A 13464-nucleotide genomic window follows, 5' to 3' on the forward strand; every position below is an offset into this window, starting at 1 on the left:
TGGAACAAAAACTGACGGGACTGGCGGCGGACAGCAGAACGCAAATCCGTCTCCGCAAAGAATGCAGTGTATCACCATAATGACGTGCTGACAGGTATTAAGGTGAAATACGGGGCTTTTCTGCCGTATTTTTATTCAGCAAAAACCGCTTATTCACAGGATGAACACAGTTATCCACACACTTTTCCCCTGCATAACGGATTTCTGTTGCTGACAAATCACCGCGTATCCGCTATAATCTGCACCCTCTGTAAAACCCCTGTCGGGTGTGCGGATCCGGTCCCGGCGGTAACACCGGACCAAATCCGGGGTATTTCTCTGTCTGATTATCCACAGCACTTTACAACGTGGGTCACATTGAAGTAAAATTCCGCACCATTTTAAAGACAACTGGCATAACGCCAGTACAGACCTATTTATTGAGGTGAGAGGCACATGCCGGTAATTAAAGTACGTGAAAACGAGCCATTTGACGTTGCACTGCGTCGTTTCAAACGTTCCTGCGAAAAAGCAGGCGTATTAGCTGAAGTACGTCGTCGTGAGTTTTATGAAAAACCAACGACTGTACGTAAACGCGCTAAAGCATCTGCTGTTAAGCGTCACGCTAAGAAACTGGCTCGCGAAAACGCACGTCGCACTCGTCTGTACTAATCGCTGCGGCCGCGCCGCAACTTAGTCAGACCGCAGTAGTTGCAGTTAATGGCCGTGTTTCCGGAAGGAAGCGCGGCTTATTATCGTTATCAGACAGGCGAAAAAGGGGTTATGGCCGGGCGCATTCCACGCACATTTATCAACGACTTATTAGCGAGAACCGATATCATCGATCTTATCGATGTCAGGGTGCCGCTGAAAAAACACGGTAAAAATCACCAGGCGTGTTGTCCTTTCCACAACGAAAAAACTCCCTCTTTTACAGTCAGCAGCGATAAACAGTTTTACCACTGCTTCGGCTGTGGTGCCCACGGCAATGCTATTGATTTTTTAATTAATTATGACCGGCTCGAGTTTGTCGAGGCGATCGAAGAATTAGCAGCAATGCACGGGCTGGATGTTCCTTATGAAACCGGAAGCGGCAGCAGCCAGATAGAAAAACATCAGCGCCAGAATCTGTATCAGCTGATGGAAAAACTGGACAGCTTTTACCGCCATGCATTACAGGCCGATAACGCCGGTCATGCCCGTGAGTACCTGAACCGCCGGGGTCTGAGTCAGGAGATTATCAGCCGGTTTGCTATCGGCTATGCCCCCGCCGGATGGGACAACGTCCTCAAACGCTTTGCCCGCAGTGAGGATGACCGTCAGCAGTTGCTGGATGCAGGCATGTTAGTGGTCAATGATAACGGCCGCTGCTATGACCGCTTCAGGGAACGTGTGATGTTTCCTATCCGCGACCGGCGCGGCCGGGTAATTGCCTTCGGCGGACGTGTTCTTGATGACGCACTGCCGAAATACCTGAACTCACCGGAAACCGATATTTTTCATAAGGGCCGTCAGTTATTCGGGCTGTATGAAGCGCAGCAGAATAACCGCGAACTGTCCCGCATCCTTGTGGTGGAAGGCTATATGGATGTGGTTGCCCTGGCACAGTTCGGTATTGATTATGCGGTGGCCTCACTCGGGACATCGACAACGGCAGAGCACATACAGTTGCTCTATCGGACATCTGATACCATAATTTGTTGTTACGACGGAGACCGCGCCGGACGCGAAGCCGCCTGGCGGGCACTCGAAACGGCCCTTCCTCATCTGAATGACGGGCGGCAGCTTCGTTTTATGTTTTTACCGGACGGTGATGACCCGGATTCACTGGTACGCCGCGAAGGCCGTGAGGCTTTTGAGCAGCGGCAGAATGAGGCTCACAGTCTGTCTCAGTTTCTGTTCGATACCCTGCTGCGCCAGGTGGATATGAGCACCCCGGAGGGGCGCAGCAAGCTGAATGCCCTCGCCATGCCGCTGATAAGCCGCGTGCCGGGTGAAGCACAGCAGGCGTTTTTATTGCAGGATCTGGGCAATTTACTCGGATTACCGGATATCACACAGCTCAAACAGGCTGTCCGCCAGAGTGAAAACAGTCCCGGTTATCAGGCCCCGAAGCTGAAACCGACCACCATGCGGATCCTGATTGCCCTGCTGGTGCAGAATCCGCAGTTTGCTCAATTAGTGCCACCGCTGGAATCCATTGATACCAGCCGTATTGCCGGTTTTTCATTATTCAGGGAACTGATTGATACCTGTTTATCACAACCCGGGCTGACCACCGGTCAGTTACTGGAACACTACCGTGATAATAAATTAGCGCCACAACTTGAAAAACTGGCCGGATGGAACGATATAGAGATAGATGAGATAGCAGAAAAAACCTTCAAAGATGCGTTAAATCATCTGGTGGTATCTGCTCTCAATGACCGGTTTAACTTCCTGATCGCCAAAGAGCGGACAGAAGGTCTGACCCCGGAAGAGCGCAATGAAGTGAGCCTTCTCGTACGGGTCCGGCAATAAGTATTATTATTAAACTATGATGAATATAACGGCTTAAGTGCCGCAGACAGCAGGAACAGCCCTGCATGCCATGTCACCAAGGTTCATGGCCGAAGAAAAGAAATCCTTGATTGTTATTGTTGCTGGCTAAGTTGTTTTGCCGACCAACACAAACCTAAATACTCAGAAGTGTGGATACCGTCTTATGGAGCAAAACCCGCAGTCACAGCTGAAACTTCTTGTCACCCGTGGTAAGGAGCAAGGCTATCTGACCTATGCTGAAGTCAATGACCATCTGCCTGAAGATATCGTCGATTCTGATCAGATCGAAGATATTATCCAGATGATCAATGACATGGGCATTCAGGTAATGGAAGAAGCACCTGATGCTGATGATCTGATGCTGGCAGAGAATTCAACAGACACCGATGATGATGCAGCCGAAGCTGCAGCACAAGTCCTCTCAAGTGTAGAATCGGAAATTGGCCGGACCACTGACCCTGTGCGTATGTATATGCGTGAGATGGGGACGGTAGAACTGTTGACCCGCGAAGGCGAAATTGACATTGCCAAGCGCATCGAAGATGGCATCAATCAGGTTCAGTGTTCCGTTGCTGAATATCCTGAGGCAATCACGTATTTACTCGATCAGTACGACCGCGTTGAAGCAGGCGAAGTCCGTCTTTCTGACCTGATTACCGGCTTTGTTGACCCGAACGCGGAAGAAGATCTGGCACCAACCGCAACCAACATCGGTTCTGAGCTGCCGGCCGAAGAATTAAACAAAGATGACGACGACGAAGACGAAGAAGAAGAGGATGACAGTGACAGCGATGACGATAACAGCATCGATCCTGAACTGGCTCGTCAGAAATTCGAAGCGCTGCGTGTGCAGCATGAAAAAGCGCGTCAGCAGATTAAAATTCACGGCCGCGACCACCCGAACACCAATGCGGAAATCCAGCAGCTCTCTGAAGTTTTCAAAGAGTTCCGTTTAGTTCCGAAACAGTTTGACCACCTGGTCAACAACATGCGTGAAATGATGGATCGTGTCCGTCAGCAGGAACGCTACATCATGAAACTCTGCGTTGAGCAGAGCAAAATGCCGAAGAAAAACTTCATCACCCTGTTCACCGGCAATGAAACCAGTGATTCCTGGTTTACGGCTGCTGTCGCGATGAACAAACCGTGGTCTGAAAAGCTGCAGGATATCGCGGAAGAAGTTGAACGCAGCCTGCAACGCCTGCGTCAGATTGAAGAAGAAACCGGTCTGACCATTGAACAGGTCAAAGATATTAACCGCCGCATGTCTATCGGTGAAGCGAAAGCCCGCCGTGCGAAAAAAGAGATGGTTGAGGCGAACTTACGTCTGGTTATCTCTATCGCGAAAAAATACACCAACCGTGGCTTGCAGTTCCTGGATCTGATTCAGGAAGGTAACATCGGTCTGATGAAAGCGGTTGATAAATTTGAATACCGTCGTGGTTATAAGTTCTCAACCTATGCCACCTGGTGGATCCGTCAGGCGATTACCCGCTCTATCGCAGACCAGGCACGTACTATCCGTATCCCGGTGCATATGATTGAGACTATCAACAAACTCAACCGTATCTCCCGTCAGATGCTTCAGGAGATGGGCCGTGAGCCGTCACCGGAAGAGCTGGCAGAGCGGATGCTGATGCCGGAAGATAAGATCCGCAAAGTGCTGAAAATCGCCAAAGAGCCAATCTCAATGGAAACGCCGATTGGTGATGATGAAGATTCGCACTTAGGGGATTTCATCGAGGATACCACCCTCGAGCTGCCGCTGGATTCAGCCACCTCAGAGAGCCTGCGTTCCGCGACTCATGAAGTACTGGCTGGTCTGACTCCGCGTGAAGCAAAAGTACTGCGTATGCGTTTCGGTATTGATATGAATACTGACCACACGCTGGAAGAAGTGGGTAAACAGTTTGACGTTACCCGCGAACGTATCCGTCAGATTGAAGCGAAAGCACTGCGCAAACTGCGCCACCCGAGCCGTTCTGAAGTGTTACGCAGCTTCCTCGACGAATAATCCGCTTGAGGATCAGAGCATTATCAGGCGCCGTTTAACGGCGCCTTTTTTATGCTGACCCATTACCGGACAAACAGTCATTCATTTACACAATCACCGCACATTAATCATTTTCCGAAGTCAATATTCCGCTCATAAAACAGTCAGATAGACAAGAAACGCTAGACCCCGCCGGAAACAGGCAGTATAATCATCCCCACTCGGCCCCTTAGCTCAGTTGGTTAGAGCACGCGACTCATAATCGCTTGGTCACTGGTTCAAGTCCAGTAGGGGCCACCAAATTTTCACTGATTTATCAGTGTATTAAGCCACTCTTCACAGGGTGGCTTTTTTACATCCGCGAACCGATGGCAGCAAAATGGCAGCAGAGATTTTTTGACTTGTGTGCCAATATCAGGCAAATAATGTCATTATCACTGTAAACATTACTAATGATATTCATAGATTTCAGGAACATTACTATTCAGAATATTTCCCGTAAATGAATGCAAAATATTAAATCTTCTTTCGCAGGTTAATTTTCGGCCCAACCTTCACCACTTTTATTATCTCCCGTTTGTTATTCAGATAACGATTTCCCGTATCAAAAAACAGCCCACCGGATATCATCAGAAAATAACATAATGTTTTTATTTGTTTTTTCCCTGTCCAATCACGTTGAATTACCTCTCCATTCCGTTACACTAAGTCAAATTTTTTATTCTTCACTTTCTGTTTAAGATTAATCCGTATAAGGGATGATATGACAAAGCAACGTAAACTAAGGATTGCTCTGCTTATTGCTATTGCACTGTCCGGCGGGGCCTGGCTGACCTATTCTGTGACGTCCGGTACTACCCCTGCAGATAAAGGCTATGAGCTGTATTTATCCGGGGATACTGACGGCGCATTCCGTTATTTTTCCGCCGAAGCGGAAAAGGATCCGCAGGCTGCTTATGCGCTGTCAGTGATGTATCTCAGCGGCAACGGTACACCGGAAAATGCGGTGCTGGGATATCAGTGGCTGGAACGGGCTGCGAAAGCCGGTAATAAAAACGCGTTATATAACCTCGGTTATTACCGCTATCACGGCAGGGTGCCTTATACCGAACAGGATCCGTACGGTATTACCTCACTGAACGCTGCGGCAGAAACCGGTGTACGTGAGGCACAGGAATTACTGGGCAGTATTTATATGCTCGATAAATATGAAAATATTCCGTCAGATGCAGAGCAGGCGCGAAAATATATGACCGCCGCCGCCGATCAGGGATCGTTTTTTGCAAAATTCGCCCTGGGTTATATCGCTTACGAATATGATAAAGATTATAAAAAAGCCGTTGAGATCCTGACGCCCCTGCTCAGTGAACAATTTCTCTTCCCCGCGATGTTACTTTCCCGGATATACGAGACCGGCGGTCACGGAATAGAAGCCGACCCCGGACAGGCAAAAAAATACCGCTATATGGCTTTTTCACAAATAAGCTCACTCAGTGAAGAAGATGTTATGCCGAAAGCGTTATCACTCTACGGCTCAGAAACAGCAGATGAAATAACGGACCGGCTGGCGAAACTGGAAAAAATGGCAGAGAACGGTAATCTTCATGCCCGTTACGCCCTCTATGATACTTATATGCAGGGAACGGGAGTCATCACAGATAAAGAAAAAGCCCTCCGTTATTTACAGCCGCTGATTGATAAAAACGATCCGAAAGCCCTTTATACCTGGTATCTTGATACCAAAACAAACCCTGAATATCTGACAGCCGCAGCTGAAGCCGGATATCCCGATGCCCTTTATCTGCTTTATCAAATCCACCGTAATATCCGTTTTGATGATGCCTTCGATTATGATCGTGAACGCGCAGCAGAATACCTGAAACAGGCTGCGGATACCGGACACCATGATGCATTAATCGGAATTATTGCGGATCTTGCCGACAGCTATCAATTTCCGGATAACGACACCAACACACAGATATCCGCGTATTTAACCAAGTTACTGGAAAAATATCCGGATGACCCGGAGGCACTGATGCTGGCTTCCGCACGTTACGGTGATCAGGAAGGGAATATTTATGATCCGGTCCGTGCTTTTGAACTGAATAAAAAATCGGCAGAATTATCGCCGCTGGCAGATTCACAGGATCAGCTGGCCTATAAATATGCCAGAGGTATCGGTGTTGAACAGGATGTAAAAAAAGCCGTCGGGATCTATAAATCCCTGTCAGAAAATCCCTATTTTCAGGATAAGGCTTACCGGCGTTTAACGGATCTGTATTTTTCCTTTGATACCGGTGGTGAAATTGATGAAAAAGAGATTATCGCGTTCCTGAAAAAAGATACCGAAGAGAATAATAACTACCGCCAGGCACATTTTTATGCCGATTATCTGTTGCGGGAAGATCCGGTCAAAAACCGCAAACAGGCTATGGAACTGTATCAGAAAGCCAGCAAATATACCCCCGGTGCCGATGCTCACCTGGCAAAAGCGCTTATTTCCCTCAATACCGGCGATAATGAACAGGCGTTGAAGCTGGCGCTGGAAATCATGAAGAGTGAATATTCCCGCTCCCTGCTGACGGAAAAAGAATGGAATGATGTCACGCAGATTGTCTTCTCCGAAGGCAAAAATGACCTCCCTGCCAGACAATTCTGGGTCCTGCTTGCCCTGCGGGATAATAACGCCGAAGCACAGAAACTGATTACCCCGCTGCTGGGTCAGGATCCGGATGTCACGTATTACTATGCGCGGCTGAAACTGGAAGATGCGGAAGATAAACCGGATATGACCGATGAGATCCTGCGTCCGGATATTGAACTGATGATGAAAGCGGCAGATCAGGGCAGCCCGGAAGCCGGTGAATACATGGTGAATCGTCTGAAGAGCGCAACCCGCCCCGGTACGCAGAGCAATCTGAATCAGGCATTTCTGAAGGTAACCGGACTGACAGAACGCGATATTGTACCCCGCCTGACACAGTGTGCTGATGCCGGCGAATGGGCCTGCATGTATGAATTGGGCGAGATCTATTATGAAGGTAAATACGGTGTAAACGCTGACCTGAATGCCTCCATTGCCTGGTATGAAAAAATTCCTGACCGCGATTACCGTTTCACAGAATCACGCCTGAGCAAAGTCAAAAAGAGCCGTGATACCCTGGCAGACCTGAATGCCCGCGTCCGTAAAGGGGATGCGGAAGCCGCCTATGAATTATCTTATGCCTGGAAAAACGGCGACCACGGCCTGACGCAGGATCCGGAAAAATCGCTGTATTACCTGAAAATGGCAGCCGAAGGCGGGCACGAAAATGCCATTACCACACTGATTGATAACTACAAAAGCGCAGACACACTCAGCCCGGAGGATAAAAAACGGCTGCTGTCGCTGTACGACAAACTCCCGGGAACCGGCAATAATCGCTATCTGCGTGATCTGGGTACACAGTATCTGCAGGGCAGCAACCTTGTCAGCGCGGATCGTCAGAAAGCCCGTTATTATTTCAGCAAAGCCGGTGATTACGGTGAGGACGAACTGGAGGCAATGGATCAGTTTGAAATAAACGCCAGACTGACGGATGAAAGCCCGAATGCAGCCTATGAAACCGGTTATGCCTGGCTGCTTGGCCGTGGTGTCCGTAAAGATCCGCAAAAAGCCCTGTTATACCTGCAAAAAGCAGCAGATGCCGGTCATAACCACGCCACCATCCTGCTGGCGGATACCTATGAAAAGGGAGTGTACGATAAAAATACACAGCAACGTATTATCGAACCGGACTGGGATAAAGCGATTGTCCTGATACGTGCCTACCAAGGGCCGCGTGATGTATCAGAAAATATCACGTTCTATGAAAGCACAATAAAACCGGCACAGGCAGGGGACAGTAGTGCCATGAACGCCGCCGGGGAACACGACAGAAGCCGCGGTAATTATGATGCTGCCCGTTACTGGTTTGAAAAAAGCGCTGAAAGCGGTTATCTGCCTGCATTCTGCGCTCTGGCCGGGGTGACGGAAACCAATGACGGCAGAATGGCGGCATTGCGCCGTGGTGCGGAGAAAGGTGACAGCTGCTCCGATACCCTGCTGGCAGTCATCCTGCTCAAAGAGAACCGCATACCACCGGATTCACCGGAGTGGGCCGGTGTGGTCACCCGGGTGGAAAACGGACTGAAAAACAGTGATGAATCCGTGTCAAAAGCCGCGTTTGATACACTGGCCCGGCTGTATAACGGTACTCTCAGTGATAACAACGGCAACTCCCTGTATAACGCGGATAACAAAAAATATCTCGCACTGCTGGAAGCGGAGGCAGATAAACGGGCCGATGCGCAAATCGCTCTGTTCAATTATTACCGGCAGAATAATGACACAGATAAAGCACTGTCTTATCTGCAGAAAGGCCATGATAACGGCGATATTGCTGCCACAGAAGCCCTCTACGAATACTATATATCACCGGAATACTGCCGCCGTGACGATGCCGATCCCGCTAAAGCGGAACAGTATCTGACGGCGTGGCTGAAAAAATCGGACTACCCGGAAAATACCGATAACTATATGCTGATGCCGCCGGAAACCATGACCAAAGCCATGGGGGATGCGTGGCTTGAAGGCTTTTGCAACACCGCACCCGACCCGGATAAAGCCATCGCGTGGTATAACCGCTCGCTGGAATATAACAACACGTACGCCCTGAAAGGTATGTATAACGCTTATGTCAGTAAAAAAGATGCCGCCGAAGCGTATTACTACGGTTCACTTGCCGATGTCAGTTCCCGCGAGGGAGACAAACTGACTGACACACTGACAGATGCAGAACATGATGCGGTGCTGCAACGGATTAAGAAAAAACAGGAATATGAGCAATACGGCCGTTATGAACAGGAAATTGAAGCGAAACGGCAGAAAGCGGAAAGCGGTGATGCCATGGCTGCATTCTCGCTGGGGGTAAACTATGCCCGTGGCGAACGTGTTCCGGAAGATACGGAAAAAATGCTCTATTTCTATGAACTCGCCGGTAAAAACGGCTACGCCAGAGCGTATAACGTACTGGGGAATCTCTACCGCAAACCGAATGAGCGCGGCATCCCGGAGGATGGCAAAAAAGCCCTCGCGTATTTTGATGCGGGAGCCAGACTGGGTGACAGCAATACCGCACACCTCGCCGGTGATATGCTCTATTTCGGTCAGTCCGGGCTGGAAAAGGATTATCCGCAGGCTGCCCGCTATTATGAAATGACCTCCCTTGAACAGGGCAATCATCATGAAATGGCGAAACTCAAGGTCGCATGGATGTATTATCACAAACTGGTCGGTACCGGCAGTGATGATGATCTGCGCAAAGCACGGGATAACCTGATACTGTCAGCAAAATACGGCAATAAAGAGGCCGAAAAAGCCTTAAAAGAGTGGGATTTTTCACGTATCAGCGATAAAAAATAAATAAGCCGTTTTATTATCAGCGCCCTCCCGGAATGTAATCTGTTCCGGGAGGGCGATTTTATTACCTGCCGGATGATTTTTTCTTCCGGAATGCAATAAAAAGGCCGGAAATAATAAACAGCAGTCCAATCAGCATATTCAGAGTGACAGATTCCCCCAGAAAAAACAGTGAAATAAGAACACTGATAACCGGTGACAGCAAAATGGCACAGGATGTCAGTTCCGCCCCGCCCTTTTCGATCATATAAAACCATAAAATATAGACAAAACACCGCCGGTTATTCCTGTATACAGTACCGGTAATAACACATCAGGCTGACTGAACACAGATAATGGCAACCTGATATCATCAGACATAAATGGCATCGTCAGTACAATCAGCAGCAACGAAACACCGTTCTGATAGAATACCCTGAGCAAGAGATTTGATTTAACCGGTATTTTTTCTGACAGAACCGTTCCTGTAGCCCAGCAAAAGGCACTGATTAATATAATTAACTCACCTGTTCCGATTTTATCCGCAGAAATAAAAATCAGTACACCTGTCACGCCCAAAATCGCTGTCATTACATATTTTATATTTATACTTCTGTTGATAACCATATAAATTAATGACGTAAAAGCCGGCATGGTATAAATCAGCACGGACGCTTTTACCGCATCGGTATAAAACAGAGAAACATTATTCAGTAACGGCACCAAAAATAAATTAAACACCCCCAGAGGAATACATAGCATAATATCTTTGAACACTATTTTCTTCCGGAAGAAGAATAGAATAATAATCAGCAGGATAACAACAGAAATAATATTACAATAAAACCGGAATGGCCATGCTCCAATGTGTTCAATCGCTGCTTTAGAGACAGGAAAATTACTTCCCCATATCAGGGCAATGACTAATGCCATGCACAGCAGTACCTTTTTTTCAGTCATAGCGGGCAACTAATACCGTATGGTTATCAATACACTCAGTATTTTTATTGCCTTTTTCTTGTCAATCGGTAATAAAGATATTCACCGAAAGTGTGAGTCCCGCTGAGTTTTTTACTTTGTCAGCCGAATGAAAATAAAAAATAAATTATCCAGAGTAATATATTTGCAAATAATATCACCGGTTTACTCTATAAACTCACCTGTCCCTCACCCCCAGAATATCCACCTGAATCATCCGTGAATCTGCACGACCGTGATCATCTACGGCGCGGATACGGTAGCTCCCGGCGGTTTCCGGTTTCCATTCCAGCGGGCGGCGGCTGGTGCTGTTACCGAGGTATGCATCCCCGGCAAACCAGTAAATCACACTGCTGTCATTATCCGCAGTGGCGGTAAAAAACAGAGAGGATGGCTGGTTTGCTGTCCGCCGCAGTGTGTAGGTGGTGTTGCGCAGCGGTGAGGTGATACGCGGCGGAGTGCCGCCGATCAGGCTGTTGCCGCCTTTGCAGTGTGCGGCAGACGGCGGGGTTTTCTTCGGCAGACCGGCCATGGCAAACACCCGTGCCAGGTCAGACGGCCAGTATTCATAGATATCAATATTCACCTCAGCAGGATCATAAGGCGGACAGACCACGTCGCCGGTGATTTTATCCGTTGCCACCGGGCGGTAGATGGTATCAACCGCAATCGGTGATTTACCGGGGATAAACCAGGTTTTGCCCCGCCGCTGACACCACTGCGTCGGCAGGTTGCCGCTGGCCAGACAAACCTCCACCTGACGGAGATTTTCCGGTTGCGGAAAGTCCGGCTCCCGCAGCGCCGGATATTCCGCCATAATGTTGTCGATAATATTGAAAAACAGCGGTGCGGCGGCTTCCGCACCAATCAGCGCACTGTTTCCGGTGCCGTCAAAGTTCCCGAGCCAGACCACCAGCACATACGGCCCGGTGATGCCGCTGCTCCAGGCATCACGGAATCCCCAGGACGTGCCGGTTTTCCAGTACACCGGCAGTGTCATCGGTTTTTGCGCGAGGGTGTTACCGGGACGGCGGTGCTGCCCCAGCATATCCAGGGTGATAAATGCCGCTTCCTCACTCAGCAGGCGAACCGGTGCAGCGGGCGGCTCTGATTCAGTCATCCGCAGCGGGCGCAGAACACCCCGGTTTGCGAGGATAGCATAGAGTTTTGCCAGCTCCTGCGCGGTGACTTCACCGCCGCCCAGGACCAGCGACAACCCGTAGTGCTTTTCTCCCACCATCCCGGAAAGCCCGGCCAGCCGGAGAAACTGATAGAGATTCGGTTTGCTGAGTTTTGCCGCGATATCCACCGCCGGAATATTACGGCTGTAGTTCAGTGCCTGTGTCGCCGGCAGCGGCCCCATAAAGCGCAGATCAAAGTTCTCCGGCGCATAACTGCCGAAGGTGGACGGCACATCTTTAAGAATGGTCAGCGGGTGCAGCACGCCCTGCTCCAGCCCGAGGGCGTAAATAAAGGGTTTCAGCGCCGATCCGGGGGAGCGTTTGGCATTGGTACCGTTCACCTGACCGTGGATCGCCGTGTTGTAATAATCCGCAGAGCCCACCAGCGCCCGCACGCCCATATCACGGGTATCAACAAGAAGCACCGCCGCATTGTGTAATCCCGCCTGCTGACGGCGGGCGATAAAAGCAGCCACCTGTTTTTTGGCAATACGCTGAAGATTCACATCCAGCGTGGTGACCACGGTCTGCGGTTTTTCAGCACTGAACCGGTTCTGCCGCGCTATCTGCTCAATCAGATGCGGAGCGATGTAAGGCATCTGTTCCGGCTGGCGCAGCATCAGCGGCAGTTCAAACAGTGCCGCCATGTTTTCATCGTCCGGATGCTCTTCCCGCCAGTACTGCCAGAGCCGGTTGCGTGCCTGCATCAGCGGCTGGCTGATATCCGCGCCTCCCGGTGTGACACGATACCCCGGCGACTGCGGCAGTACCGCCAGCGTCAGGGCTTCCGGCAGCGTTAAATCCGCCGGTTTTTTATTGAAATAGACCAGTGAGGCTGCCCCGGCGCTCTCAATATTCCGGCCATAGGGGGCATAGTTAAGATAGGCTTCCAGGATGTCGTGCTTGGAATAGCTCAGTTCCAGCTGCACCGCCCGCAGGATCTGTTCGGTTTTCCCCCGCAGGGTGCGAGTGTTGAGATGCCAGCGCATCCGTGCCAGCTGCATGGTGATGGTTGAGCCGCCCTGAAGCCGCTCCCCGCTGATGTAACTGACAAAAAAACCGCGCGTGAGGCTGTACGGATTAAACCCGGGATGGAGATAAAACCAGCGATCCTCATAGCGCAGCGTCCCCTGTGTCAGCAGGGGTGACATCTCTTCCAGCGGGGTCCACAGCCGGTAGCGGTCATCGTTTGCCAGTGTCAGGCGCAGTAGTGTGCCGTTGCGGTCATAATAGGCAACCGACAGAGGCACACCTTCTGACAGCGGCGGGTGCGGCCAGAGGCGGAATCCGGTCAGAAACAGCGCCAGCAGGATAATCACTGCCGCCAGGTTCTGTAAAATACGCCGGATGCCGCTCATTCTGACTGATACCGC

General features: G+C 49.9%; 7 protein-coding genes and 1 tRNA gene. 5 read left to right on the top strand and 3 right to left on the bottom strand.

Annotation, left to right across the window (positions count from 1 at the left end; all coding sequences use genetic code 11):
- Positions 1 to 435 precede the first annotated feature (435 nt).
- The 5 genes from rpsU (at position 436) to U868_RS0101755 (ending at position 9956) form a co-directional block, all read left to right on the top strand.
- The gene (rpsU, locus tag U868_RS24360; protein ID WP_004240446.1) at positions 436 to 651 is read left to right on the top strand and encodes a 30S ribosomal protein S21; all 216 of its coding nucleotides are present in this window, start codon (positions 436 to 438) and stop codon (positions 649 to 651) included.
- 111 nt (positions 652 to 762) lie between these two features.
- Positions 763 to 2499 carry a DNA primase gene (dnaG, locus tag U868_RS0101735; RefSeq protein ID WP_024474555.1) on the top strand — a complete coding sequence of 579 codons (1737 nt, stop codon included), beginning with the start codon at positions 763 to 765 and terminating at the stop codon, positions 2497 to 2499.
- Positions 2500 to 2635: 136 nt separating this feature from the next.
- A complete protein-coding gene (rpoD, locus tag U868_RS0101740) occupies positions 2636 to 4534 on the top strand; it encodes an RNA polymerase sigma factor RpoD (protein ID WP_275886613.1) in 1899 nt (632 codons plus the stop codon).
- A gap of 202 nt (positions 4535 to 4736) precedes the next feature.
- Positions 4737 to 4813: transfer RNA gene (locus U868_RS0101745), tRNA-Ile, on the top strand.
- A gap of 463 nt (positions 4814 to 5276) precedes the next feature.
- Entirely contained in the window at positions 5277 to 9956 is a 4680-nt protein-coding gene (locus tag U868_RS0101755) for an SEL1-like repeat protein (RefSeq protein WP_025151787.1), read from the top strand.
- 61 nt (positions 9957 to 10017) lie between these two features.
- On the opposite strand, the gene U868_RS25830 is transcribed toward U868_RS0101755, so the two are convergent.
- The 3 genes from U868_RS25830 to pbpC form a co-directional block, all read right to left on the bottom strand.
- Complete coding sequence (locus tag U868_RS25830; protein ID WP_240182640.1) at positions 10018 to 10200, bottom strand: EamA family transporter; 183 nt, start codon at positions 10198 to 10200, stop codon at positions 10018 to 10020.
- Entirely contained in the window at positions 10197 to 10865 is a 669-nt protein-coding gene (locus U868_RS23325) for a DMT family transporter (RefSeq protein WP_240182641.1), read from the bottom strand. Before U868_RS23325 ends, U868_RS25830 begins: the two co-directional genes overlap by 4 nt.
- A gap of 223 nt (positions 10866 to 11088) precedes the next feature.
- Complete coding sequence (pbpC, locus tag U868_RS0101765) at positions 11089 to 13449, bottom strand: penicillin-binding protein 1C (protein ID WP_025151788.1); 2361 nt, start codon at positions 13447 to 13449, stop codon at positions 11089 to 11091.
- Positions 13450 to 13464 lie beyond the last annotated feature (15 nt).

Source organism: Morganella morganii H1r (assembly GCF_000633515.1).
GTDB lineage: Bacteria > Pseudomonadota > Gammaproteobacteria > Enterobacterales > Enterobacteriaceae > Morganella > Morganella morganii_B.

Coding starts and splice junctions, on each gene's coding strand:
- rpsU (WP_004240446.1), top strand. CDS start 436: ATGCCGGTAATTAAAGTACGTGAAAACGAGCCATTTGACGTTGCACTG.
- dnaG (WP_024474555.1), top strand. CDS start 763: ATGGCCGGGCGCATTCCACGCACATTTATCAACGACTTATTAGCGAGA.
- U868_RS0101755 (WP_025151787.1), top strand. CDS start 5,277: ATGACAAAGCAACGTAAACTAAGGATTGCTCTGCTTATTGCTATTGCA.
- U868_RS25830 (WP_240182640.1), bottom strand. CDS start 10,200: ATGATCGAAAAGGGCGGGGCGGAACTGACATCCTGTGCCATTTTGCTG.
- U868_RS23325 (WP_240182641.1), bottom strand. CDS start 10,865: ATGGCATTAGTCATTGCCCTGATATGGGGAAGTAATTTTCCTGTCTCT.
- pbpC (WP_025151788.1), bottom strand. CDS start 13,449: ATGAGCGGCATCCGGCGTATTTTACAGAACCTGGCGGCAGTGATTATC.